The sequence below is a fragment of the Mangrovibacterium lignilyticum genome (genome assembly GCF_010882175.1).
Lineage (GTDB): Bacteria > Bacteroidota > Bacteroidia > Bacteroidales > Prolixibacteraceae > Mangrovibacterium > Mangrovibacterium lignilyticum.
This window is the reverse complement of the sequence record NZ_WKLH01000003.1, coordinates 419,147-445,570: the sequence shown is the minus strand read 5'-3', so window position 1 is coordinate 445,570 and position 26,424 is coordinate 419,147. Positions and strand designations below refer to the sequence as shown.

Genomic DNA, 26,424 nt, shown 5'->3' with positions numbered 1-26,424 from the left:
TTCACAATATCTTATCAACACGAATTATAAAATCAACATCGCATCGCCGTAAGTTCCGAAACGATAACCTTCTTTAATCGCCTCTTTATAGGCTTCCATGGTCAAATCGTAACCACCGAAAGCTGCAACCATCATCATCAGTGTTGACAATGGCAAATGGAAATTGGTAATCATGCGGTTAGCCACGCTAAACTCGTAAGGAGGGAAAATAAATTTATTCGTCCATCCTTCGAATGGCTTCAGAAACCCCTGAGTAGACACCGAAGTTTCAAGTGTACGCATGACCGTAGTTCCTACGGCACACACATTTCTTTTATTTGTTTTCGCCTTGTTAACAATGTCGCAAGCCTCTTCAGTTATCCAAATCTGCTCCGAGTCCATCTTATGCTTGGTCAAATCTTCGACATCAACGCTGCGGAAATTTCCAAGTCCAACATGCAAAGTCACAAAACTGAAATCTACACCTATAATTTCCAGGCGCTTCATCAACTCGCGACTAAAATGCAAGCCAGCAGTAGGAGCCGCAACAGCACCTTCGTGTTTCGCGAAAATAGTCTGGTAACGATCTTTATCTTCAGGCTGAACGGGACGCTGAATAAACTTTGGAAGCGGCGTTTGACCTAAACTGTATAGTGTTTGTTTGAATTCGTCATAAGGGCCATCGAATAGAAAGCGAAGCGTACGCCCTCTTGATGTCGTATTATCAATTACCTCGGCAACCAACAAATCATCTTCACCGAAATACAATTTATTGCCGATACGGATTTTACGAGCCGGATCTACCAGAACATCCCACAAACGCTGTTCACGGTTCAATTCTCTTAGTAAGAATACTTCAATCTCAGCACCGGTTTTTTCCTTATTACCATACAGGCGAGCAGGAAATACCTTCGTATCATTAAAAACCATTACATCCTGATCATCAAAATATTCAGTAACATCTTTGAATAATTTGTGCTCAATCTTTCTGGTACTCCGATCAACGACCATCATACGCGATTCATCGCGATTTTGAGCGGGATGCAAAGCAATTAATTCTTCTGGTAAATCAAATTTAAACTTGGATAACTTCATACGTATCTATTTCTGAATATTTCAATATTATGCGTAGTTAGCCGGATAACAAGGCGCACTACAATCCGAAGGTCCCTTTTACGGGGCAACTTCTAATTTGTTACAAAAAGATTCAAATTTTCTAAGAACCACTCTATCGACATGGCCTCATCAACTTGATTATCACCTATCTTAGTGCGTCTCAAACCAACTAAATAAGCACCTGAATTTAACGCCTCTCCCAAATCGCGTGCCAACGCCCTAATGTAAGTTCCCTTACTGCAAACAACGCGCAACACCAGCTGTATTCCATCAAACTCAACAACATCAATTTCGTGGAATTGAATCAACTTAGCGTTCAACTTTACATCTTCACCCTTGCGGGCGTGTTCGTAAGCACGTTTACCTTCGACCCGAACAGCACTAAAAAGTGGTGGAACCTGAAGTTGTTCTCCTTTGAAATCATTGAGAACTTGCTGAATTAAATCCAATGTGATGTGCTCAGTTGGGAAAGTAGCATCTTCTTCTGTTTCCAGATCGAATGATGGTGTTGTCGCACCTAACTTCAAGGTCGCAACATATTCTTTGATTTCAGCTTGCAGACTTTCAATCTTCTTGGTTGCCTTACCGGTGCATAGAATCATCAGGCCTGTTGCCTTAGGATCAAGTGTCCCGGCGTGTCCAACCTTCAATTTCTTCACACCAATAGCCTTGGTCAGCTTATTACGGACCTTTTTTACCAAATCGAAAGAAGTCCAATCCAACTCCTTATCAAACAATAAAATTTCGCCTTGTTGAAAATCGTATTTTTTGGGTTCTTGCCCCATGGAAAAGCGCTTTGATTATCGAATTAACAAAAATCCGGCCAAGCCAAATTTTCAGGCTGCAAAAATAGCAATTAACCCGACAATCAGACAATAAGCAGCGAAATAAATCAGCTTTCCTTTTTTCACAATATTAATCATCCAACTACAAGCCAGCAACCCGGATAAAAATGCCGCGACAAAACCAACCGCCAAAGGAACAAATCCAACCTGCTCTCCTGAACTTATTTCACCACTGATGAGGTCGAGAAAATTGGCACCTAAAATTGGTATCAAAACCATGAGGAATGAAAAGCGGGCAACTTCATCCTTCTTCTTCCCCAAAATAAGACCGGTTGCAATGGTTGTTCCACTGCGTGAAATTCCCGGCATGACCGCCAGGGCCTGAGCAATACCGATAATCAGTGCATCAGGTAGACCAATGGGTTTCCCTTTTGATTTTGAAAAATAAGTGAATGCCAACAAACTGGCAGTTATAAGTAGCATACAGCCAACAAAAAACAAATCGCCTGAAAACAAGTTCTCGATTTGCTCTCTGAAAAATAATCCAAGCAGGACAATCGGAATTGACGAAGCCAACAAATAGGTGACATATTTCGTTTCCTCATTCCATTTAAATTGGAAAAGGCCCTTAAACAGAGCCAGAATATCCTTACGAAAAACCACCAGTGTACTGAGCACCGTGGCTCCGTGAACAACCATCGCAAAAAGCAGATGATCATGCCCATGTACCCCTAACAATGCATGTCCAATCTCCAAATGACCGCTGGAACTAACTGGTAGAAACTCGGTTAATCCTTGAATGAACCCCAAAATCAGGGCCTGTAATGTACTCATGTATTATTTTCCTGTTTTGGGTTTCTTCATGATGGCGTAGATTTCGAAAAGAAATCCGAAGAGAACCACCACGGGGGCTAGCGTAATACGTCTGAAACTGAAGATATCAGGATTATAAACTGCGGGATCTTCACTTTTCCCACCGACCATCAAAATAAATCCTATTACAATAATCGCAAATCCAATCAGTAACAATCGATAGTTTTCTTTTCCTATAGCAAACTGAGCGCTCGCTTCGCCTGTATCTTTCTTTGTCATTTTCATGTTTTGATTGATAACCAAATGTAGTTAATAATATAATTCCTCAAACTTCAGTTTTAGAAATTTATTCACGGCAAAATAGGTGGATAGACCTGAAATTAGCACCCCAAATCCTAAAACCACTAGAAATGTAAGGCCTACAGTGTCCAGTTGTCTAATATCTAAAATCCCCTGGAAATCTTTCTGATAAGAATAAATTAACAAAAGGATCGTCAAATTGGCGATTAAACCACCAATTAGTCCGTAGGTGATACTCTTCAAAACGAAAGGACGCCGAATAAACGGACGAGTCGCACCGACCAACTTCATCGTGTTCAGAACAAACCGCTGACTATAGATTGATATCCGAATCGTGTTATTTATTAGCGCCGTAAAAATGAAAAGCAACAAGAAGGCAAAGACCATCAAAAAAATGGTGATTTTACGAACGTTATTATTAATAACACGAACTAAATCGCGCTGATAATAGACCTCTTGAACCTGCGGGTATTCCAGAAAGTTCTTTTCCAGTACCAATAAGCTATCCTGCTCCATATATGAAGCATACAACTTTACATCAAGCGACGAAAACAAGGGATTGAAACCCAAGAAATCGACAAAATCTTCCCCCAAGTCGTTTGCCAGGCTAACAGCCGCATCTTCCTTATTGATATACTCCGTTGATTTGACGTAAGGTGTCGCGCTGAGCATTTTCTGCAACCGAAGCACTTCAACATCTTTCACATTGTCTTGCAAAACCAAGGTAAAACCGACGTGTTCTCGCACATAATCTGATAACCGACCGGCATTTTGTACCAACAGCGACATTAGGCCAACCAAAAATAAGATCAAGGTTATACTGATGGTAGCAGTCAAATAAGAACGGAGCAATCGTCTTCTAAGCTTTGTCGGACGTTTTTTCTTCATGCTTTTCTTTTCCATTCTACAAAAATAAGCCCGGCCGCTGCAAGAATCAATATAAGCGAGCTCGCCAGCGAAATCTTGTTTCCAATAAAATATGAGCTTGGTTCGAATTTAAACTCTATGACATGCTCCCCTGCAGGAACGGCCATAGCGCGCAACACATAATTTGCCCTCAAATAATCAACTTTCTTACCATCGATAAACGCATCCCATCCTTTGGGATAATAGATTTCAGAGAACACAGCTAACGCTGTTCCTCCAGACACTGTTGCTTCGTACTTCAAATAATTGGGTTGATATTCCTCTAACCTAATCTGTGAATTATGTCCGGTGCCAATTTGAACGTCTTTCAACTGATCCGAGAAACGTTCATCAACAACCGCTTCATCAGCAGCATTAAAATCCTGTAGGGCATCTATTTCTTCATTCGCATTGCCAACTACTTTAAAATCGTTTACAAACCAGGCATTCCCCAGGGCGACCGGATTTTCGAGCGGGGCGCTGTTCGGATCATAAATTACATAGCGCGTGTTGAGCATGTTAATAACACTCAGAGAAGTTAAAACCGAATCAAGCGTATTTGGTTTCTGAAACCCTCCGATTAAACGACGGATCTCAGGATACAGCTGGTGATCGAACAGTTCCTGGTAGCGCTCCATTTTGGCCCCATGATAACCACCAATAGATTTATGAAAATAAGAAGTAGAAGCATCCTGAAAAGGACTAACGGTCAAATTCAAAACCCTAAAATCAGGGTCTTTATCTTTTAGTATTGCCTGATCGGCCTTGGTAGCAGTGTAGGGTTTCTCTACTTTCGATTTCGACACAAAGCTGTCATTGTTCATGTACTTTTTATTGACCGGCCACAGGTCAACCAACACGAGCAAAACCCACAGGGTAATTGCATAAGAGGCTTTTATTTTTTTCTGAATGTAAAGCCATACAACGCCGGCCGAAAGCGTGACAAAAATGAAAGCCTTGAAAGCATCAACCCGAAGTATCGACCGCCGATCATCACGAAGCGCGTTTAGCAATTGCTCCGGCCAACCGGCTTGAGCCAGCCGCACATCTGAAGGTCCCCTGAAATCTCCGGCTATTCCCGGTAGAAGCGCAAACAACAAAGTCAACCCACCTAAAATAAACCAAGTGTATTTCAAGGACTTCAACAATTCCCCTTTTTCCATGCGCGCCAAAAGTAATTCCCGAGCCGCCATCATAGACATTACCACCATTGCAAAATGCTGGATAACGATAATGTTCTTCACATCGCGAAACTTGTTGTAACCCGGGAAATAGTCAATCATCAAATCGCTTAAAAATCCTAAGTTTTTACCTAACGACAGTAATAACGAGACCACAAAAACAGCCAGAATCCACCATTTGTCTTTCCCTTCCACTATAAACAAACCCAGCACAAACAGAAAAAAAACAACAGCCCCATAATAAAACGGAGCGGCTGATATCGGTTGGCTCCCCCAATAAAGCGGCAGTGCTTCTGTTACCTTTTTGGCCGCTGCTTTCCCTTGATTCTTTTCAAAGAATGAATAAACCTCAGAGTTTTCACCCAATGGTTCGCTCATACCGCCGCCCTTGAACCGGGGAATAAACGCAGTCATTGCTTCCCCTAAGTCGTAACTATATTCAAGAATGTAATTCTTATCCAAGCCTGCAGTTTGGTTCTGCTCATCGACTTTCAACTCCGACTTTCCCCGTGTTGAATAATGCCCGTATTCAAAGACTGTATATAAACGGCCGAAATTAGTTCCGACTGCCAGAACCAAAGCGATCACAAGCAATCCAACGGATTTGAAAAATTTCGGCAATGTTTTCTCCTTAAGCGCATAAATGAAATACGTAATCCCAATTATTAAGACCATAATACCGGCATAGTATGTCATTTGCGGATGGTTGGCACTTAGCATCCACGAGAGGCCCAATGCAGTAATCAGAGCTCCCCAATAGGGTTTGTCCCGAAAGGCACTCAACACACCGCCGACAATTAAAGGCATGTACATCAATGTATGCACTTTCGTGTAATGCCCCGACTCAGTCAAGACAAAGAAATAAGTCGCCATGCCATACATCACTCCTCCAGCCATTGCAATCCACGGATTGATCCCCAGCAAAATACACATGGCAAAAAAACAGATAAAACCCAATGCTAAATAACCCGCTGGTCGCGGAATAACAGAGAAATACGCCGACTGTATTTTGGCCAACAATTCTCCGCTAAAACGAACCGAAATCAAGTAAGCCGGCATTCCTCCAAACATACTATTGGTCCAGAGTGCTTCCTCGCCTGTTTCTGCCCGGTAGTCTCCAATCTCTTTCGCCATTCCCTGGTAGTTAACATTGTCGGAAGCTAAAAGCTTTTTTCCTTCCAATTGGGGCGAGTAATAAACAAAGGAAAGGATGATAAAAAAGAGAATAATTCCGATTGTGACTAATAAATTGCGATTGCCTTTTATCTTTGCCATAGTTCAATAAATGGATTTCAATTTTTTGAGTTGAAGCAAAAGTAAAGAAATAATTACGGAAACCGACAAAAATGGGCATTATCATAAAGCAATCAATCAAAGGCAGCATCTGGTCCTATTTGGGTGTGATTATTGGCTTTGTGACAACTACCTACCTCTATTCCCAATACTTATCAACCGAGGTTGTCGGGCTATTCGGATTGTTGGCTGCATACTCCGCATTGACCGGTCAATTATTTCTTTTTGGGATCCAGGGAGTAACCTCCAGACTATTCCCATATTTTCGAAATCCGGAGAATAAACACAATGGATTTCTGTTCATTGCCTTACTGGTAATTATATCGGGATTCCTCGTCTTTTTAGTTGCCTATTATTTTTTCAAACCGATCATCGTTGCAAGCAATCTCGAAAAATCACCACTTTTTGCCAAGTATGTTTTCCTTTTGGTTCCTTTGACATTCTTTTCAATGGCCTTCATTTTCCTTGAAAACTACAACCGATTGCTATATGATGCAGTAACCGGTACATTTTATCAGGAATTCATACAGCGGGTTTTACTGTTCTCAATTTTAATGGCTTACAGTTTCAGCGCCATTAATCTTCACCAACTAATTTTGTTTTATGCGACAGCTATTTGCCTCAAGGGATTACTGATCTTCATCACCTTGGCAAAACGAGGAGAAATTGGGTTCAAACCAAACCTGAGCTTTTTAGCTCCGGAATTAGGGAAAGAAATGCTTAGCGTTGCTACCTACAGCGTTCTTGTTGGCATGGGGTCCATATTCGTGTTCAACATCGACAAGATCTTTATCAACCAGATGCTTGACCTGTCGAATACCGGTGTTTACACCATCGCCTTTTATTTTGGAACATTGGTTGTCATTCCTTCGAGACCCTTGCTTAAAATATCAGGCACATTAATCGCCGAGGCCTGGAAACAAAATGACATCAGCCAAATCAAAAACATCTATTACAAAAGCTGTCTGAATCAATTCATCATAGGAGGTTTCCTGTTCCTCGGTATCTGGGCCAATATTGATAACATTCTCACGATTCTTGGACCCGCCTACCTACAATCGAAATGGGTCATCTTTTTTATTGGGCTTGGCTATCTGATCGATATGTCAACAGGCGCAAACGGATTAATCATCGCTTATTCAAAATACTATAAAGTGGCGCTCATTTTTATCGTCACAATGATTGTTATTTCCACGTCTCTGTTGTATTTCCTAATTCCAATTTGGGGAATAACCGGGGCGGCCATTGCCATCGCCATCGCACTACTGTCGAACAACTTAATGCGCTATCTCTTCCTTTGGCACAAATTTAAGCTACAGCCCTTCAACTCTAAATTTTTGATTGTGGCGGGGTTCTATATTGGCGTGTACCTGGTCCTCAAATTTATCCCGCAGCAGCCACTAATTTGGGATATCGTTACTAGAGGAGGATTAATTACTTTATTTTCTGGGACATTTTTGACAATAATACCTGTATCGACTGAAATTATACAATTGTGGAATAAGATAAGAGCCTTGATTTAATCTCAGCCATTTATTGATAACTTTACGCTTCATAGGACAAAGAACTATTAAAATATAAAGAGGCATAAATGAAGAATGACAATAAAATCCAGATATGCGATTGCACATTACGTGACGGAGGCTACTATACCAATTGGGACTTCGATGTCGATTTGGTTAAAAGTTATTTATCCTCGATGAATGAAAATCCCGCGATCACACACATCGAAATAGGTTATCGTAGTAATCCAGTTCCAGAATATCATGGAGAATATTTTTATTGTCCAGATCATGTTTTAAAACTGGCTTCCCAACTCTGTAAAAATAAGAAGATCGCAATAATGCTAAATGAAAGGGATACACAAGTCAAAGATTTAGACCGACTCTTAGCCCCATGCTTGAGCTACATCCATGTAGTGAGACTTGCTGTTGACCCTAAAAATTTAAATCGTGCAATCACTTTATGCAGAGTAATAAAAGAGAAAGGATTCGAGATTGGTTTTAACATAATGTACATGCCCAATTGGATAAATGACAATATATTTATTAGGCAACTTAAGAAGCTGGATGGACTAGCAGATTTTATTTATCTGGTGGATTCTTTTGGCAGTATCTATCCCGAAGATATACAATACGCAATCGAAAATATTAAAAAGGAAACAAACATACCTATTGGGTTTCATGGACACAATAATCTGGAACTCGGTTTAGCAAATTCATTGAAAGCACTTGAAAATGGTTGTCAAATTATTGACGCGACAATTACGGGAATTGGAAGAGGAGCAGGAAACCTGAGAACAGAGTTACTACTCACCAGCCTAAATGCAAAAAAATTGGTCAAAGTCGATTATAACAAACTTAATCCAATTGTTGCCAGATTTGAAAAAATGAAATTGAAGTATGCCTGGGGAACAAATCTACCCTATATGATTTCTGGCGCTTATTCATTGCCTCAAAAAGAAGTCATGAATTGGATTTCAAAACGACGCTACACTACCGAAAGTATTATTAATGCCTTGCAGAACAAAAAGAATAAAATAATAGATAACTTCGATGTGCCTTTGTTAAGAAACGAATCACCAATTAAACAAGTAGTCATCGTTGGTGGGGGCTCTAACTCAATGAAACATTCCCATGCACTCAAGCTGTTCTGCTTGAAAAACCCTCAAACGGCTATTATCCACGCAGGAACAAGATTTGTTCATTTATTTAACGAATTACCGAATCTACAATATTATTGCCTTCTAGGATCTGAAGGTTATAAATTAGAGAAATCGCTACCGAAACTTGATCTATCCAACGTAAAATGTATAATAGAACCATCTCCTAGAAAAATGGGAACTATTTTACCAGACAAAATAATCGCGACCACATATGAATTGTCAGAGATAAATTTTATCGATGATTACCCAAACTCTCTGCTGACTTTGGCCTTTCAACTTACTGTTAATTTAAAAGCACAAGAGATTTTCCTATTTGGATTAGATGGCTATGACTTAAAAACAGACGAACAAATGATCGAAGTTTCAAAAGAAAATCAAATATTAGTTGACAGACTTTTATTTTTGAACATGAGACTAAAGACATTCACCCCCTCAAAATATCAAGGACTTGAAACAGAATCAATTTATAGTAAATTATAACTGACGAATATGAAAATTATTGGAGTAATTCCAGCCAGATATAAATCATCTAGGTTTCCTGGGAAGCCCCTTGCATTGATACTTGAGAAACCGATGATTATTTGGGTATGTGAAATTGTGGAGAAAGCATTGGGTAGAGAAAATACATTTATTGCCACTGATGATGAAAGAATTAGGGGATTAGTATCGGAATATGGATATAACGTAATCATGACATCCTCCCACTGCCTTACCGGCACCGATAGAATCTGGGAAGTCGCACAAAAAATTGAGGCAGATATTTATATCAATATCCAAGGAGACGAACCCTTATTAGACCCTAATGAGATAGTACATTTTATTGAAATGAAAAAAAAGCATGCAGACTATGTTATAAACGGCATGGTTAAAATTAGTGACTCAGAGGATCCCAACAACATCAATCTCCCAAAGGTATTAACCAACAAGAATAATGACTTAATATATATGTCCAGATTACCAATCCCAGGGGTAAAAGCTAACGGAAAGCCAGTGTACTACAAGCAAGTCTGCATATATGCTTTTTCTTTCAATGAGTTAAAAGCTTTTGGAACTCAAGGTAAAAAAGCCGATTATGAAAAATTTGAAGACATTGAAATTTTACGTTTTTTTGATTTAGGTATAAAAATAAAAATGGTTGAAACACAGTCTTCTTCCTTAGCTGTTGATATTCCTAAAGATGTTATTGCTGTCGAGAAAGCATTAACGGACAAAAATTAATAGGTTTTCTCAAACAAGCCGCTTAATTAAAGACATTAACAAATATGAATTATACCGAAGATTCGAATGACTTCAAGCGATATCAGTTTGTCAAAAGTCTCTTTAAATCATGCAATTATAAAGATTATAATATTTCACAGTTGCTTGCTGAAGACATTGCTAGGATAACATTTAAAAAGAAGTTTCCAAAAGCAAAATCAATTTATCGCTACTTTTTAATTCCTCATCCAAAATTTTTTATCCCCTATGTTAATAAACGTCAGATATTAATTTCGAACCTATTCCCCGAAAGGGCTGACTATGTGTCCCTTACCAGGTCAGTAAAGAAAGAAATTGGGTTACCGTCTGTCATCTTTGACTATAAGTCAAACAAGAAAGTATCTATAATATTAAACGTTAAAAATATTTTCACATCTGCCAAGGAGGTGATAAGAAACTTCAAGTATTTGAAAATTACTGAAATTTTATACTACTCGGCCTCCTTGACATATTATAAAAACTATTTGGATGGGTTACATAAATTTGTTGAGAAAGAGGTTTTGATTAAATACTTCATTGCCTTTAATTGTGCCAGATATCCAGACAATATACTAACATTATTCTTCAACCGTCTTCAAATTCCAACCTATGGACTACAACATGGAGCTTTTGTCCCTTATAGGAAAAAAATAGAAATTGATGTCTTGAACTATGAAAATATTACGTCTGATTATTTCCTGTGCTGGGGAGAAAGTACTGTCAAATTATTATCCCAATTTGGATTTTCCCCCAACAGATGCATTATCGCTGGAAATCCAAGATATAAGGAAGTTGTTCTGCCTAATGTAAAAAATACTTATAACTCAGGACTTATATTGCTAGGAAGATCAGTATATCATGAGGGCAATATTTTACTATTAAAACTTTTGTCAAAATATAAAGAAATCCTAAATGTAAGTTTTTATGTCAAATTGCACCCAACACTTGACAGTCTGTTTTACGGAAGGCTGACTAGCGAACTAAAGCTAGAAATTGTGGGAAAAGAAACTACTCTCAAAGAATTATTTCAGTCTCGCCTATTTGACTTCGCAATTACATACAATACAACTGCATACTATGAATCGATGCTTTGGGGAATTCCTGCTTTCAGATACTCATTCAATGAAAACGAAATATTGAGAGGACTAAATGACAAGTTTGAAACACCAGAAGAATTGAACGATCTCATATCGTTGTACAAAACAACGAAGACCATCAAAACTGAATACTCAAGTATCTTGAAGGAAGTTTTCAACTACGGCTCCATTAACTATAGCATTTTTAATGCTGCCCAACAGGAATTAATATCAACCCCACAGAACAGACAACGCTCCTTGTAAATATGATTTCAAAACGTTTTAAATACGATGGTGCCCCCCACCTTAGACTAAATCAAATCCAATTAGCCTCTAAGGTTAAGATAGAAGAAAACATCAACAAAGGCCGATACAAATTTGAGAATATAAACTGCCAGATTTGCAACTCCGATAATTTCGAAATCCTAACACAAAAGGATAGGTATGGACTAGCCCACCAAGTTGTGATTTGTAAAAATTGTGGCCTCGTTTATACAAATCCTCGAATGACACAAAAATCGTATAGTAAGTTCTACAATAGTGAATATCGGAAATTATACGGCGGAAGAAATGCTCCAAATACGGCGGTATTTTATAGCTATTATGAGAGAGGCAAACGAATATATAAATATGTAGGTCAATATCTACCTACCCCAAAAAATCGAAGTTTGAATATTCTTGAAATAGGCTGTGGGGCAGGAGGAATATTATTATTCTTTAAAGAAAATGGCTGCAATGTACTTGGCTTGGACTTGGATGAGCAATACTTACAATTTGGAAGAGACAATTTCGGACTAGATCTTCGATATGGAACATTGGATAAACTACCTGATGGCTTCACTCCAGATGTAATAATATACTCGCACGTTTTGGAACATATTCTTGATTTGAATTTAGAACTAAAAAAAGTTAAAAAAATATGTTCTAGCAAAACGATAATCTACATAGAAGTACCTGGGATACAAAACATCCACAGATCGTACAAAATGGATGCATTACTCTATTTTCAGAATGCACACACTTTTCACTTTAGCCAAAATTCGCTACTGAACTTATTTAAAAAGCATTGCTTTAATCTAATAATTGGTGACGAATTTGTTCGATGCATTTTCACAAAAGGACAAGATCAAGATAATCAGCCACTTATGAATGAATACAAACCTATTATAGATTATCTTTCAAAAACAGAGAGATTTAAATCTATGTTCCCTTTTAAAATCAGCACAATTAAAATGAAAGTTGCGTTGATCCTCAAATCAATTAAATGCAAACAATTTTAACAAATATTTGAGATTGATTCCTCATAAAATTCCCGAATGGCCCCTTCTCCCCCTCTACTCTTTAATTTCAGAATACCCTGGATTTTCAATACCTCTTTCTGGGCATTGGCCGGACAAACAGGAAATCCGACCTTGCTGAGGACTTCAACATCATTTAGATCGTCGCCAACGTAGGCAACTTCGGCCCAGCTAACACCGAGCATCTCAACGATGCTTTCAACAACCGACACTTTATTTTTAACACCGTGAAACTGAAAATCAAGTTTCAGCTTATCGGCTCGCCGTCGGTTTAATTCACACTTCTCAGCTGTTACGATCCCCACTTTTATTCCGCGCTCCCTCATCAGACGAAAAGCCATTCCGTCGTAAGTGCTGAATTTTTTAGACTCATCGCCCAATTCCGAATAATACATGCCGGCATCAGTCAGCACGCCATCAACGTCAGAAAGAACCACCTTGATTCGTGAAAAATCCGAGGTTTCTCTGAACTGATAATATTTGGCCATCAAGACCTCACCGATCGCCCAATCAACTTCCTCATCCAGCTCCAGTCCAGTGTAATCAGGCATTTCATAGCAACTAATTTTTCCACTCAAGCGATTTCCTGCAGCAACAATATTCTTAACCGCTGAAATATAGAATGCGCCATTCTCCATAAACATCCCATCAAAATCCTGCCGACGGGGACGGTTCGCGTAGTCGTAATTTGACGGAGTACCATCTGTATTCCAGTAGAACCGTTTTTGCCGAACAACAGAAAGCAGGCTGTCAGCGCCTGAAGCATCAAACTGCGCCAAAGCTTCCTGAAAATGGTTCGCCTGAGTGAACGGTGATGTTGCCTGTGCTAAAACAAAAACGTCATCCGGCTTCAGTTGTCCCTGTTCAATGAATTCAAGCATCACCGATTCCGTTGAAGCAACATCGGAAGCATTTTCGGCACTGCGCCGGTAAATGCTGACCTTACTGAGTCCAAAGGTCTCAACAACTTCGGCTATTTCATCGCCATCGGTTGCCAGATACACCTGATCAATTTGGGGGCACGCATTCAAGGCATTCAACACCCAAAATACCAGCGGACGACCGTGAAAATCTTTGATATTTTTATTCTTTATCGATTTGCTCCCCTTCCGCACAGGAACAAAGGCAATCGTACTCATAACTTTCGGTATTTTAATTTGTCTCGTTGAACCTTTTCAATATCCAGAATATCTTCCTGTTTATGCGTCAGCGATTTTCGAACCGCTTCGAGGTCACGAACCAACTTCCGAACTCCCTGTGGCTCCAACGAGGCAGCATGGTCCGTTCCTTTCCAGGTGCGGTCCAAGGTATAATGACGCTCAACATAGGTCGCGCCCAATACGTAAGCCGCCACATCGACGGCGATACCCAGATGGTGACCCGAGAACCCGATTTCCTTCACCCGCGAACCGTATTTTTCTTTCAGGGAAAGAATATCGAGCAAACAAATATCTTCGAATGGAACCGGATAGCCAGATGTGCAGTTATACAAGACCAAATCTTTGTTTCGCGCTTTATTTTCAAAGAAGCTAACAATCTCCTCAATCTCATCCTTTGTAGTCATCCCGGTCGACAAGTGAATTTCCCCCTGAAAGTTTTCACACAACCACCCCAGCATTTCGAAATTATTGTTGCAAGCCGACGGTATTTTAATCATCCGGGGCTTGATGGACGTGATTTCTTTCGCCGAAGTTAAATCCCACACCGAGGTCGAATATTCAATCCCCATTTCATCGCAGTAAGCCTTCAATTCAGCATGCTGCTCAAAACTGAATTCCAGAAATTCCCTGTGCGCACCATAAGTCTCTCCGTACGCGTTGGCAGGATTCGGGTGAGGTGCATTATATTGTTCTTCGGTTAATAACTCCTTGTTATTTCGTTTCTGGAATTTGACGATATGCGCATTGCAAAAAATCTTGGCCATGCGAATCAATTCCTTGGCAATTTCCATATCGCCTTTGTGGTTGCATCCGATTTCAGCAATCACTTTTACCGGTTTGTAAACAAACTCTTTCATTGTTTAAGTTTCTCTTTCGAAAGCATCGATAAACGACCCTTTCGTGTTATTGATTATATGAACATTTCGGCTTTTGGCATACTCGTCGATAACGAAATAGCTCGCAAAAGCAGTCATAAATTTATACAGTATCTCGTGCAATTTCCGGGCACCCACACCTTTCCAGTCCAACGGTTTTGCTTTTGATGTTTGCTCGTCGTAAAAATGCTTTTGGTTGATTAGCGCATTATTGCTTTCGTCAACCGAAATATCTTTCAACCAGGAATGGTCGGCTCCCCACAAGTAAATCTCACGATACCCACTGTTAATCATCAGAAAGGTAGATGGCACGATAACATTATGAGGCCGGGGCATTCCCAAATTGTTCCGAAAAATAAAGTGCCGGAAACAACGCCATCCCTCAATCGGAGTTGTGTTATAGAAAACAACCTTAATCAACAAATTCTCAGCTAATATACGTTGCCACTTTTGAAATTTGCGGGCTTCAAACGGAAAATAGAAAATAAGTTCCCAGGAAGTCCGTTCTGCAATATTTTTAAAAAGCCTCTCACTTTGCTCCATGTAAAATGGCTCAATATCCTCGCGCCATAAATCGGGTGCCGACGAGACTAAATAGCGAGGCTTCAACTCGGTATAATAGTCTGTCGATGGAAAATGATTGACACAAACCAGATCTTTCCCTTTCAGAAATTCCTTTTTTTCATCAATCATCTTGTTTAGCGATGGCCCGTTCGCCAATACAACAACCTGATCGTTTTGAGGTTTCAACAGGCGTTGGGGTTTCTTCGAAAATACCAGCACTTTAACAAGCGAGGCTATGGTACTTGTAAGGTTCTGAAGTAAATTCTGTATGGATAATAGTATGCTCAGCATTCTTTTATTGCTTAGTAATTAGCCCGGTTGTCACCCAAAACCGGAATCGGCACAACATGCGGGCTTTGCTAAAATTGAAAGTTGCAAGATAATACAAAGAAATCAAGAGTGTGGCGCCCCATTTGAAAAGCTCGGTCACCAGTCTGTTCAGGTAGGCGAAAAACGACGTGCGCGTTCGTGCCGATTCACTCGAACCAATGCCCAACGCTTGTTTCCGAATAAACGCCTCGGTGGTTCTCTCCTGCGGGATAATGTGATGCACGTCAATGTCGGGGAAATAGCCGATTTTTACACCTGCTGCACGGGTTCGGTTGAAAATATCCTTCTCTTCACCGCCCATCATGTTTTTTCCGACACGCCCCAGCTGGGTGTTAAAATCGCCGACATTCTTCAAAACCGAACGTCTGAAAAACATGTTCGCACCAATCGGGTATTTACGCACCGGAAATTCCTTTTGCTGGTTCCCCAAATCAATAACCGACACTAAGGGAAGCAAAAAGTCGCCCATCCAATCGGGCCGGGACGTTTCCCAACGGGGCAAAATTTTACCGCCGCCAGCTCCGTATTCCGACTGAGCGAATACGGTCTCCAACTTCGAAACATAGTCTTCACAGGCAATCGCATCGTCATCCAAAAAGGCAACAACATCGCCCTTCGATTCTGCGATCCCCCGGTTCCGCGCATACGAAAGCCCCTGATTCAACTCTAAAAAATACCGGCAATTAAGCTCCGGATTATTCAGCTTGAAGTCGTTAAACAGCTGCACCGTCCGATCTGTTGAGTTATTATCAACAAAGATGAGTTCAAAGCGATCAGAAGAAGCGCTTTGCCGGGCAATAGAATCGAGGCATTGTCCGATAAATTTCTCGCGGTTGTATGTGCAGACAATAATGCTAACCATGAATTCAATTTGATTGCCAAAGGTAAAATAATCAAAAGAATTCTCATTCTGCCAGGCCCCCAACATTTCAAACCATCCTTCATGCCCGATTTTCCGGTTTTACTGTTACTTTTAAAATCCGAATTCAGTTACTTTTGGCGAAATGCAAATACCGGCAAAAACTCACAGTACATTACCCGCTGCAGATGATTCCCATCCGTTTACGGACCCGGGAAATACGGCTGCAAATGATGCAAGGCTTCTTGCAAACAAGTTTCAAAGCCTGTCGGATGACCTGAAGACTTTGCCGGGCGAGTCATCTATTTCATCCATCAATTCACGAACCCTTGCGGACGATTCACGAATCGATGCAGCTCAATCACCAACTCTTGCAGATGATTCATTGACTCCTGCAGATGATTCACCAATCCCTGCAGATGACTCATTAATGCTTGCAAATGATTCACTAATCCTTGCAGATCATTCACCAACTCTTGAAGATGCTTCATTGACTCCTGCAGGCGATTCACCAATCCCTGCAGATGACTCATTAATGCTTGCAAATGATTCACTAATCCTTGCAGATCATTCACCAACCCTTTAAAACGATTCTCCTATGCAATTCAACGACCTGCAACGACAATACACGACCTATCAAACCGAAATCGATGAAGCCATTCAGCATGTGTTGCGCTCGTCAAACTACATCAATGGCGAACAGGTTGACCTGCTTGAGCAGGAACTGGCCGCTTATGTGGGGGTAGAACATGCTATTGGCTGTGCCTCGGGAACCGATGCGCTCTTGCTCGCGTTGATGGCCCTGGACTTACAACCCGGCGAAGAAGTCATTTGCCCGGCCTTTAGCTTCATCGCCTCGGCCAGCCAGATTCGCATGCTGAGCGCCACGCCGGTTTTCGTCGACGTTTCGGCCGTGGATTTCAACATTGACATTGAACAGATCGAGGCTAAAATAAGCTCCCGCACCAAAGCGATCATTGCGGTTTCGCTGTTTGGTCAATGCGCCGATTTCAACCCGATAAAAGAGCTGGCTGAAAAGTATGGTTTATGGACCATCGAGGACGGAGCGCAGTCATTCGGTGCGAGCTACCTGAAACAAAAATCATGTTCCATGACCGACCTTGCTACAACCAGTTTTTTCCCGTCGAAGCCCCTCGGCTGTTATGGCGATGGAGGAGCCGTTTTCACCAACAACCCCGACCTTGCACTGAAAATAAAAGCGCTTCGGCAGCACGGGCAAACAGAGCGTTACCATCACAACTTGCTTGGCTTAAATTCGCGCCTCGATACGATTCAGGCAGCGATTCTCCGCGTAAAACTACGCCACCTCGACCGGGAAATCGCAGCGCGTCAGGAAGCAGCTAGTCACTACAAGGCATTTTTGCCCGAAGGTATTTTCATTCCGGAAATTGCGGATGGCCGGGAAAGCGTTTGGGCACAATTCACCATCGGCCTGGGCGACCGCGACCAGGCACAAGCCTATTTAAAAACCAAAGGCATTCCGACATCCATCCATTATCCGATTCCGTTGCCCCATCAGAAGTTATTTGCTGATCTGGTTGATCCGGGCGAAACCTTTGCCGTTTCCTCGCTTTTGGCGGAAACCGTGCTGTCGCTCCCCATGCATGCATTTCTTACTGAAGAAGAAATTCAATACATTGCACAATCACTAACCGAATTTTTGGCGCATGAAGGATAACATTTTCATTCATCCATCGGCCTGCATCGACCAGGGAGCACAAATTGGTGATGGCTCCAAAATATGGCATTTCTGCCACATCATGAGCGGAGCGAAAATCGGTACGCATTGCATTTTGGGCCAAAATGTGTTTGTTGGCGGAAAAGCGCAAATTGGCAACGGCGTGAAAATTCAGAATAACGTGAGTATTTATGATGCCGTTATTTTGGAAGATGATGTTTTTTGCGGACCAAGCTGCGTATTCACCAATGTGAAAAATCCGAGAGCTTTTATCGAACGTAAATCCACGTTTCAGCAAACTTTAGTCGAAAAAGGGGTGACAATCGGCGCCAATGCAACGATTGTTTGCGGCGTCACAATTGGTCAATATGCGCTAATTGGCGCCGGAGCAGTGATTACTAAAAATGTAAAAGCCAACGCTTTGATGATGGGAAATCCAGCCAAACACGAAGGCTGGGTAAGCCGCACAGGAATAACACTGGACGAAACGCTTAAATGCCCCGAGACCGGCGAGCAATACCAATTGGTTGGGGGCAACTTAGTTTTAATGGACAAATGAGTTTGAAAAACGACATCTTACAAAAAATAGCAGCATCCGAAGAACAGATCGGCGTAATCGGTCTGGGCGAAATCGGCTTACGACTTGCTGTAGCTTTTGCCTCCGCGGGCATCTCAGTCATTGGCTTTGAAAAATCAGCCGAAAGGATCACCAAAGTCAACGCGGGACAAAACTATATTCAGGATTTAAACAACGAGGATTTCTCGCGGCTGATAAGGACGGAAAAGCTTCGGGCCAGTGCTAACTTCAGTGAACTTTCGGCCTGCGACGCGATTTTCATTTGTGTACCCACACCGCTTGATGTCTTTAAAAAGCCCGACATGAGCCACATCCGGGATTCGTGCGAAGCGATCGCCGACAACCTGAAAAAAGGCACATTTATCTGCCTCGAGAGCACAACTTACCCAACAACCACCGAAGATTTCATTTTACCGCTGGTTGAAGAAAAATCGAAATTGAAGCACGGCGAAGATTTTTGGCTCGCTTTCTCGCCGGAACGGGTAGATCCGGGCAATGCTGAATTTTTGACCCGCAACACGCCCAAGGTTATTGGCGCACTAACCGATGACGGACTGGAAATCGGACAAGCTATCTACAAAAAAATAATCGATGCTGTTCACCCGGTAAGCTCCCCCCGGGTTGCCGAGATGGTGAAAATATTGGAAAACACGTACCGCCTGGTCAACATCAGCCTGATCAACGAAATGGCGCTTCTTTGCGGGAAAATGGACATCAATATTTGGGAGGTTATCGAAGCTGCTAAAACAAAACCATATGGCTTTCAAACCTTCTATCCGGGACCGGGAATCGGCGGCCACTGCATTCCTCTCGACCCCTTCTACCTGGAATACATTGCCCGGAAATTCAACTTCGACCTTAGCCTGATTAACACTGCCGGACATATTAATAATATGATGGCGCATCGGATGACCATTAAAGTAACTTCGGCATTAAACCAGCACAAAAAGGCAATCAATGGTAGCAATATCCTGTTCCTCGGAGTCGCCTATAAACCCAACATTGATGACTACCGGGAATCTCCGGCACTAAAAATTATGGAGGAAGTGATAAAAAAAGGCGGAAATATTCTCTACCACGACCCGTTCATTCCCAAGATAGAAACGCCTAGCGGACAGTTATTTTCGTCCCGGGAAATAAGCATGGAACTGCTTCAGAATGCAGACTGCGTAGTCATTTGCACAAATCACGATGCATTTGACCCCTCCTTTATTTTGAATAACTCTTTGTTGATTGTAGATTTGAGGAACGCAATTCAAGAACCCTCTGAAAAAGTATACAAACTTTAAAATGAAAAACTTTGCCCTAATAGGCGCGGCTGGATTTGTCGCGGAAAGACATTTAAAAGCAATTCAGGAAACCGGCAATCAACTCATCGCAGCCACCGACCCCTTCGACGTTGTTGGAAGATTGGACAACTATTTTCCCAACGCAGAATTTTACACCGATCTTGGCGCGTTCGAAAATTATATCAGCAAACATCCGGTTGATTATACCAGCATTTGCACTCCCAACTTTTTGCATGCCGCTCACATCCAATCAGCACTGCACGCCGGTTCGAATGTTATTTGCGAAAAACCGTTGGTGCTGCATCCCGGCGAATTTGAAGCCATTGAAAAAGCGCAGGAACAAAGTGGGAAAGCGGCTTACAGTATCTTGCAGCTACGACTTCATCCGGCTATTCAAGCTTTAAAAAAGGCTATTGAGGAAGCACCGCCAACTCAAATCTACGACATTGACCTGACCTATATTACCTCTCGCGGGAAATGGTATTTCGAAAGCTGGAAAGGTGACGACCTAAAATCGGGCGGCATTATCACCAACATTGGTATTCACTTTTTCGATGCCCTTTTATGGATTTTCGGGGATACTGAAAAAAGCCAGGTCCATCTGAATGATAACAATAAAGCAGCGGGTGTCCTCCAGCTCAAAAAAGCAAACATCAGGTGGTATCTGAGTTTGGATGACAACGATATACCATCTGAAATCCAGCAATCGGGCAAGAGAACTTATCGATCGTTAAAATTAAATGGTGAAGAATTTGAGTTTAGCGACGGCTTTACCGATTTGCACACCAAAAGTTACGAGCAAATCCTGTGCGGAAATGGCTTTAAACCGACGGTCGCCAAGCCAAGCATTCTGCTAACCCACGAGATTAGAAACTCACCGCCAACCGGACTAACAAACGACTATCACCCGCTTTTGGAAAAATAAGTACCCCACAAACACAAAAAAAACCGTCACGTGGGGGCGTGACGGTCAATAATAATGCTGTTTGAATTATTAAAACTATTAATTCAATATCGTTTTAAATTCGTCGTTGATCAATTCCGGCAGGAAGTCGGCAATCATTTCCAACACCTGACCATCGGCAACTTTTGCACCGCTTATGATTTTCTGACTATTTAAATTCACGTTATTTAAAACTTTGTAGTTTAAATCTGCAGGGACTTTTTGTTCTGAACCTCTCAGTTCGCGAACACCAAAACCTTTGGCTCCGTTCACATACTTAACTTCGAAATAGCTGCTGCGCACGGTGTACTCATCGCCATTCTTAGTCTGTTTCAGGAATACTTTTACCGGGCGGCTTGAATCGCCATAAACGATATTCCAACACTTGGCCACATCTTTGCTTGAAACAGCAACATCTTCCGTAGAAATTCTATACGTATCATTGAATGCTTCATAGGAAGAAGCATATGAATTTGTTGCCACTACTACCAGCGCAACAAGGATTAAGCTTAAAAATGATTGTTTTACTTTCATGTCATCGATTTTAAAATTGTTTATGATAACGGTAGCAAAAATATACCGCTATAAACTGCAGAAAGATGACAAAAAGCAGCTTTCACTTTTGTTAAAAAGAAGCATACTTTCAATTCGTAAGTAAAATCAGTGTTTTTCATTGTTTTATCAGCAAAAACCACATTTAGAGGCATAAAAATACGACAAAACTAATCGGCAAATTACAAACAAAAACTTATATGCTTTTTAGCACATTTCAATACAAACAAATGCGATAACACCTCACAAACAACCAATTACCTGATATTATATTTCTACACAAAAAATTAAACCCCTCAAAAACATCTAAAAACAGGTCACAACAACACACCAACTTACAATTTGAAAGCACACGGTGTCATCTAAACAAAAAAAAGGCTCCCGAAAGGAGCCTTTATAGAAACATATGATTGTAATACTTATTTCAACTTAGCAAAAAGCTCTTTAAAACTGACCTGTTCAGCAATAATGCTTTTCAATTCGGTGATTGCAACCCGGTCCTGCTCCATCGTATCCCGATAACGAATCGTTACGGTTTGGTCTTCCAGACTCTGATGATCAACCGTCACACAAAAAGGTGTACCAATCGCATCCTGACGACGATAACGCTTACCGATACTGTCTTTTTCATCATACTGACAGTTGAAATCAAATTTCAGTTCATCGATAATTTCGCGGGCTTTTTCCGGAAGTCCGTCTTTTTTCACCAACGGCATGACTGCCAGTTTCACCGGAGCCAACACCGCAGGCAATTTCATCACCACGCGGGTATCTTTCTGCCCGTTTGACGACTCTAATTCTTCTTCACAATAAGAGGCCGCTACAACCTGCAGAAACATCCGGTCGACACCAATCGACGTTTCGACAACGTAAGGCACATAAGATTCGCCCAACTCCGGATCGTAATACTGAATTTTTTTACCAGAGAATTTTTGGTGCTGTGACAAATCAAAATCTGTACGCGAATGAATTCCTTCCACCTCTTTAAACCCGAATGGAAATTTATACTCTACATCGACAGCCGCATTGGCATAGTGCGCCAATTTCTCGTGCACATGGAAACGGTAGTTCTCATCACCAAAACCAAGAGCACGGTGCCAGCTAATGCGGGTTTCCTTCCATTTATCAAACCAATCCAGCTCTGTACCAGGTTTGACAAAATATTGCATTTCCATTTGCTCAAACTCGCGCATCCGGAAAATAAACTGACGGGCAACTATTTCGTTACGGAAAGCTTTTCCGATTTGGGCAATTCCAAATGGAATCTTCATGCGCCCCGTCTTTTGCACGTTCAGGTAATTTACAAAAATCCCTTGTGCTGTCTCCGGGCGAAGATAAATTTTGGCAGCACCTTCAGCTGTCGACCCCATCTCGGTCGAGAACATCAGATTGAACTGGCGAACATCGGTCCAGTTGCGACTACCACTAAGTGGACAAACGATTCCTTCATCTTCAATGATCTGCTTCAACTCTGCAAGATCACCTGCATTCAAAGCATCAGAAAAGCGTTGGTGAAGCGTGTTCCATTTTTCCTGGTTTGCGATAACACGGGGATTGGTTTCACGAAACTGCTTTTCATCGAACGAATCGCCAAAACGTTTTTCAGCTTTAGCAACTTCCTTATTCATTTTCTCCTCGTACTTGCCCAATTGATCTTCAATCAAGACATCGGCACGATAGCGTTTCTTCGAATCTTTATTGTCAATTAAAGGATCATTGAATGCATCCACGTGACCCGAGGCTTTCCAAATAGTCGGATGCATAAAAATAGCTGAATCGAGTCCAACCACATTTTCGTGCAAAAGCACCATGCTGTCCCACCAATATTTTTTAATGTTGTTTTTTAATTCTACTCCATTTTGCCCATAATCATACACCGCGCCAAGTCCGTCATAAATTTCACTCGACTGAAACACGTATCCATATTCTTTGCAATGGGCAACCAGCTTTTTAAAAATGTCTTCCTGAGCCATACTATCTAATGCGTTATTTGCTATTGAAAATTAATTTTTGGTCTATGTATATACTAAGTGTATCTTCAAGAAAATCTAGTCAATCTCTTCAAAATCCACATATTCTCCTTCATCCCGGGAAATATTGGATTGTTGATTTCTGGGATTTTCAACCCTCACCTCGCCTTCACGGCGCTCCTCTTTTCTACTTTTCTGTCCTGGTTGTTTATTCACTGCCTGAAAACCAAATAACGGTGCAAACAGCTTGATTAGAAAACGAAACAAGTAATAAAACACAACGACAATAAAAAGCGTGCGTAAAAATCCAACCAAAAACAAAATCACGTTTAATGTTACCATAGCTATTGAAAATCAGCGGCTGTAAAAGTAATAATTAATTACGAAACGTAAATTGATGACTGTAAATAATCAAACGCATTTAGCACAAGCATAAGAAGGAAATAAAAAGTGACAGAAAAGTTACAAACGGTACGTTTTCACTTTTAGTTATTTTCATACTTTTGCATAAAACAAACAACAATGACGGCATACAAACGAGTACTATTAAAACTGAGCGGCGAATCTTTAATGGGTGAGCAAGAGTATGGTATCGACCAGCAACGGCTGGCTGACTATGCCGAACAAATAAAAGAGATCGCCGATTTAGGCGTTCAAGTTGGTATTGTCATCGGTGGCGGAAATATTTTCAGAGGCCTGAGTGGTGCTGCCAACGGTTTCGACCGTGTAAAGGGTGACCAAATGGGCATGCTGGCAACAGTAATAAACAGCTTGGCATTAAATTCAGCATTAACTTCCGTTGGCGTAAAGTCGCGGGTATTAACAGCGATCCGCATGGAACCGGTTGGTGAGTTTTATTCAAAAGACAAAGCAATTGAAACGTTGGAGAAGGGCGAAGTGGCCGTTTTCTCGGCCGGAACCGGAAACCCTTATTTCACGACCGACACCGGCTCATCGCTTCGAGGAATTGAAATTGAAGCAGATGCGATGCTAAAAGGAACCCGTGTGGATGGTATCTACACAGCTGATCCGGAAAAAGATCCGAAAGCTGTAAAATTTGATAAAATTTCCTTCGACGAGATCTACCATCGTGGACTTAAGGTGATGGATTTGACAGCAACCACCATGTGTAAAGAAAACAACTTGCCGATTGTTGTTTTCAACATGGATAAAAAAGGAAATTTGAAAAAAGTTATAACAGGCGAAAACATTGGGACTCTGGTCCATTTATAAAATAACACTGTTCATTTTATCTGCGAAAATTTTTAATGAATTTTAATATTCTTTAAATTTTTCTATATTTGCTGACAGCACAGATAGATGAACAGACCATATTGTTTTTATGGAAGAAGAAGTAGAACTGATATTAGATTTATGTAGAGAAAAGATGGCTTCGGCTATCGATCACTTAGAAGTTGAACTAATTCATATCCGTGCAGGAAAAGCGTCGACCAGAATGCTTGACGGAGTAACAGTAGACTACTACGGTAGCGCGACTCCCTTGCAACAAGTGTCGAACATTAGCACACCGGATGCGAGAACAATTGCCATTCAACCTTGGGAAAAAAACCTAATTGGTGAAATTGAAAAAGCAATAATGAACGCAAATCTGGGCTTTAACCCGGACAACAACGGTGAGATTATTCGCATTATGGTTCCGCCACTTACGGAAGAAAGACGTAAAACACTTGCGAAGCAGGCGAACGCCGAAGGTGAAAATGCGAAGGTAAGTATTCGTTCGGCTCGAAAAGACGCCAACGAAACATTGAAAAAAATGCTGAAAAACGGATTATCGGAAGACTTGGAAAAAGATGCAGAACAGCAAGTTCAGGATATGACCAACGAATTTTCGAAAAAAGTTGACAGCGCACTTGAGAAGAAAAATCAAGAGATTTTTACAATATAATTGTTTCTAGTTTTCTGTTTTCTGAACATTGTTTAATTGTTTTCATGGCTTTGAGGCAGCTTATTGAAGCTGCCTTTTTTTTGCCCTCAATCAACAGAAAACTCCCCCTATCCATTCCTTTTGCATTTACTTTGACTATTTTAGGGTCGAATACAATTAAACCGAATTATTCAGCGCTATGCTAGGAATGACAGATTACCACATGCACAGTATTCTTTCAGACGGGAAGAATAATTATGAAGAGATGATTCTGGCCGCCATTGAAAAAGGCCTTGATGAAGTTGGATTCAGCGACCACCTCTGCCTCAAACCTGTCAACTGGGCAATCTCCGCTGTTGATCTTCCGGTTATGGTCGAACAAATAGAAATTCTCCGCGAACGCTACAAAAGTCAAATAAAAGTAAAATTCGGAATAGAAATGGACTATCTGGAAGGGATGGAAGACGAGATCAGCAAAGTGATCAGTTCCCTTCCCCTGGACTATGTCATCGGATCGGTTCATTTTATAGGAGATTGGAATTTCGACACTGACAAATCACTTTACGGCAAATGGTCGAACGACCACTTATATAAGATGTATTACGACCTGATTCAAAAAGCCGCGCGTTCAGGCCTGTTCGATATCATCGGTCACATGGATATAATCAAGAAATTCAGAATTTATCCGGAAACGGATCAATCACCTTTAATCGAGGACACGCTTAAAATCATCAAAGAAAATAACCTGGTCGTGGAACTAAACACCGGGGGAGTCGATCGTCCTTGCGCCGAATTTACACCGGCCCCATCCATCGTAGAACGCTGCTATCACCATCACATCCCAATGACCTTGACGTCGGATGCGCACCGAACTGACCAAGTTGCCCGACATTTCAAAACTGCAGTAGACCTGCTACAAAAAGTGGGGTTTGAAGAACTGGTTACTTTTCAAGCCAGGGAACGAAATACACTCAAAATATGATTATTAGGGTAGTTCACTAAAAACCCTAATCCCCGCCGATTCCTCAATACTGACATTTCAAAGCGGTTGCATAAATGATAAATTGTATATT

At 41.2% G+C, this 26,424-nt stretch carries 26 protein-coding genes; 13 read left to right on the top strand and 13 right to left on the bottom strand.

Features of this window, described 5'->3' with window-relative positions; all coding sequences use genetic code 11:
* Positions 1-24: 24 nt before the first annotated feature.
* The 6 genes from queA to GJV22_RS16135 all read right to left on the bottom strand — a co-directional run bounded on the left by queA (position 25) and on the right by GJV22_RS16135 (position 6,355).
* Complete coding sequence (queA, locus tag GJV22_RS16160; RefSeq protein ID WP_163716161.1) at positions 25-1,074, bottom strand: tRNA preQ1(34) S-adenosylmethionine ribosyltransferase-isomerase QueA; 1,050 nt, start codon at positions 1,072-1,074, stop codon at positions 25-27.
* Positions 1,075-1,166: 92 nt separating this feature from the next.
* Positions 1,167-1,880 (bottom strand): tRNA pseudouridine(55) synthase TruB, encoded by a 714-nt coding sequence (truB, locus tag GJV22_RS16155; protein ID WP_163716158.1) that lies wholly within the window; start codon positions 1,878-1,880, stop codon positions 1,167-1,169.
* A gap of 51 nt (positions 1,881-1,931) precedes the next feature.
* A complete protein-coding gene (locus GJV22_RS16150; RefSeq protein WP_163716156.1) occupies positions 1,932-2,714 on the bottom strand; it encodes an undecaprenyl-diphosphate phosphatase in 783 nt (260 codons plus the stop codon).
* A 3-nt stretch (positions 2,715-2,717) separates the two neighbouring features.
* On the bottom strand, positions 2,718-2,972 hold the full coding sequence (locus GJV22_RS16145; RefSeq protein WP_163716152.1) for a DUF3098 domain-containing protein: 255 nt from the start codon (positions 2,970-2,972) through the stop codon (positions 2,718-2,720).
* A gap of 30 nt (positions 2,973-3,002) precedes the next feature.
* Entirely contained in the window at positions 3,003-3,881 is an 879-nt protein-coding gene (locus GJV22_RS16140; protein WP_163716149.1) for a cell division protein FtsX, read from the bottom strand.
* Entirely contained in the window at positions 3,878-6,355 is a 2,478-nt protein-coding gene (locus tag GJV22_RS16135; RefSeq protein ID WP_163716146.1) for a YfhO family protein, read from the bottom strand. Before GJV22_RS16135 ends, GJV22_RS16140 begins: the two co-directional genes overlap by 4 nt.
* A 71-nt stretch (positions 6,356-6,426) precedes the next feature.
* Here GJV22_RS16135 and GJV22_RS16130 point away from each other — a divergent pair, with 71 nt between their 5' ends.
* The 5 genes from GJV22_RS16130 (at position 6,427) to GJV22_RS16110 (ending at position 12,630) form a co-directional block, all read left to right on the top strand.
* Complete coding sequence (locus GJV22_RS16130; protein WP_163716143.1) at positions 6,427-7,896, top strand: lipopolysaccharide biosynthesis protein; 1,470 nt, start codon at positions 6,427-6,429, stop codon at positions 7,894-7,896.
* A gap of 68 nt (positions 7,897-7,964) precedes the next feature.
* The gene (locus GJV22_RS16125) at positions 7,965-9,518 is read left to right on the top strand and encodes a hypothetical protein (protein ID WP_163716139.1); all 1,554 of its coding nucleotides are present in this window, start codon (positions 7,965-7,967) and stop codon (positions 9,516-9,518) included.
* Between the two features lie 9 nt (positions 9,519-9,527).
* Positions 9,528-10,256 carry a 3-deoxy-manno-octulosonate cytidylyltransferase gene (locus GJV22_RS16120; protein ID WP_163716136.1) on the top strand — a complete coding sequence of 243 codons (729 nt, stop codon included), beginning with the start codon at positions 9,528-9,530 and terminating at the stop codon, positions 10,254-10,256.
* Between the two features lie 44 nt (positions 10,257-10,300).
* On the top strand, positions 10,301-11,614 hold the full coding sequence (locus GJV22_RS16115) for a hypothetical protein (RefSeq protein ID WP_163716133.1): 1,314 nt from the start codon (positions 10,301-10,303) through the stop codon (positions 11,612-11,614).
* A 2-nt stretch (positions 11,615-11,616) separates the two neighbouring features.
* Positions 11,617-12,630: a class I SAM-dependent methyltransferase gene (locus GJV22_RS16110; RefSeq protein WP_163716130.1), complete on the top strand. Its 1,014-nt coding sequence runs from the start codon at positions 11,617-11,619 to the stop codon at positions 12,628-12,630.
* Here GJV22_RS16110 and GJV22_RS16105 read toward each other — a convergent pair.
* From GJV22_RS16105 to GJV22_RS16090, 4 genes are read right to left on the bottom strand one after another with little or no spacing between them, the layout of a single operon-like run.
* The gene (locus tag GJV22_RS16105; RefSeq protein WP_163716127.1) at positions 12,627-13,787 is read right to left on the bottom strand and encodes an acylneuraminate cytidylyltransferase; all 1,161 of its coding nucleotides are present in this window, start codon (positions 13,785-13,787) and stop codon (positions 12,627-12,629) included. The two genes, GJV22_RS16110 and GJV22_RS16105, sit on opposite strands and share 4 nt — an antisense overlap.
* Positions 13,784-14,665, bottom strand: a complete 882-nt coding sequence (locus GJV22_RS16100; protein WP_163716125.1) for an N-acetylneuraminate synthase family protein — start codon at positions 14,663-14,665, stop codon at positions 13,784-13,786. Before GJV22_RS16100 ends, GJV22_RS16105 begins: the two co-directional genes overlap by 4 nt.
* Before the next feature lie 3 nt (positions 14,666-14,668).
* Positions 14,669-15,538 carry a motility associated factor glycosyltransferase family protein gene (locus tag GJV22_RS16095; protein ID WP_163716122.1) on the bottom strand — a complete coding sequence of 290 codons (870 nt, stop codon included), beginning with the start codon at positions 15,536-15,538 and terminating at the stop codon, positions 14,669-14,671.
* A gap of 4 nt (positions 15,539-15,542) precedes the next feature.
* A complete protein-coding gene (locus GJV22_RS16090; RefSeq protein ID WP_163716119.1) occupies positions 15,543-16,439 on the bottom strand; it encodes a glycosyltransferase in 897 nt (298 codons plus the stop codon).
* 142 nt (positions 16,440-16,581) lie between these two features.
* On the opposite strand from GJV22_RS16090, the gene GJV22_RS16085 reads away from it, so the two are divergent.
* The 5 genes from GJV22_RS16085 to GJV22_RS16065 are packed head-to-tail and all read left to right on the top strand — an operon-like array spanning position 16,582 to position 20,926.
* Positions 16,582-17,022, top strand: coding sequence for a hypothetical protein (locus tag GJV22_RS16085; protein ID WP_205461909.1), 441 nt, complete (start codon positions 16,582-16,584; stop codon positions 17,020-17,022).
* Between the two features lie 12 nt (positions 17,023-17,034).
* On the top strand, positions 17,035-18,135 hold the full coding sequence (locus GJV22_RS16080; RefSeq protein ID WP_163716116.1) for a DegT/DnrJ/EryC1/StrS family aminotransferase: 1,101 nt from the start codon (positions 17,035-17,037) through the stop codon (positions 18,133-18,135).
* Positions 18,125-18,694: an acyltransferase gene (locus GJV22_RS16075; RefSeq protein ID WP_163716114.1), complete on the top strand. Its 570-nt coding sequence runs from the start codon at positions 18,125-18,127 to the stop codon at positions 18,692-18,694. The genes GJV22_RS16080 and GJV22_RS16075 overlap by 11 nt, the downstream gene beginning before the upstream one ends.
* Entirely contained in the window at positions 18,691-20,001 is a 1,311-nt protein-coding gene (locus tag GJV22_RS16070) for a nucleotide sugar dehydrogenase (protein WP_163716111.1), read from the top strand. Before GJV22_RS16075 ends, GJV22_RS16070 begins: the two co-directional genes overlap by 4 nt.
* A gap of 1 nt (position 20,002) precedes the next feature.
* Positions 20,003-20,926, top strand: a complete 924-nt coding sequence (locus GJV22_RS16065) for a Gfo/Idh/MocA family oxidoreductase (protein ID WP_163716108.1) — start codon at positions 20,003-20,005, stop codon at positions 20,924-20,926.
* Positions 20,927-21,004: 78 nt separating this feature from the next.
* On the opposite strand, the gene GJV22_RS16060 is transcribed toward GJV22_RS16065, so the two are convergent.
* The 3 genes from GJV22_RS16060 to GJV22_RS16050 all read right to left on the bottom strand — a co-directional run bounded on the left by GJV22_RS16060 (position 21,005) and on the right by GJV22_RS16050 (position 23,808).
* Positions 21,005-21,478, bottom strand: coding sequence for a hypothetical protein (locus GJV22_RS16060; protein ID WP_163716106.1), 474 nt, complete (start codon positions 21,476-21,478; stop codon positions 21,005-21,007).
* A gap of 437 nt (positions 21,479-21,915) precedes the next feature.
* Positions 21,916-23,469: a glycine--tRNA ligase gene (locus tag GJV22_RS16055; RefSeq protein WP_163716103.1), complete on the bottom strand. Its 1,554-nt coding sequence runs from the start codon at positions 23,467-23,469 to the stop codon at positions 21,916-21,918.
* A gap of 75 nt (positions 23,470-23,544) precedes the next feature.
* Entirely contained in the window at positions 23,545-23,808 is a 264-nt protein-coding gene (locus tag GJV22_RS16050; RefSeq protein ID WP_163716100.1) for a DUF4834 family protein, read from the bottom strand.
* A gap of 180 nt (positions 23,809-23,988) precedes the next feature.
* On the opposite strand from GJV22_RS16050, the gene pyrH reads away from it, so the two are divergent.
* The 3 genes from pyrH (at position 23,989) to GJV22_RS16035 (ending at position 26,333) form a co-directional block, all read left to right on the top strand.
* Positions 23,989-24,699: a UMP kinase gene (pyrH, locus tag GJV22_RS16045; protein ID WP_163716097.1), complete on the top strand. Its 711-nt coding sequence runs from the start codon at positions 23,989-23,991 to the stop codon at positions 24,697-24,699.
* 109 nt (positions 24,700-24,808) lie between these two features.
* Positions 24,809-25,372, top strand: a complete 564-nt coding sequence (gene frr / locus GJV22_RS16040) for a ribosome recycling factor (protein WP_163716094.1) — start codon at positions 24,809-24,811, stop codon at positions 25,370-25,372.
* A gap of 178 nt (positions 25,373-25,550) precedes the next feature.
* Positions 25,551-26,333 carry a histidinol-phosphatase HisJ family protein gene (locus tag GJV22_RS16035; RefSeq protein WP_163716091.1) on the top strand — a complete coding sequence of 261 codons (783 nt, stop codon included), beginning with the start codon at positions 25,551-25,553 and terminating at the stop codon, positions 26,331-26,333.
* Positions 26,334-26,424 lie beyond the last annotated feature (91 nt).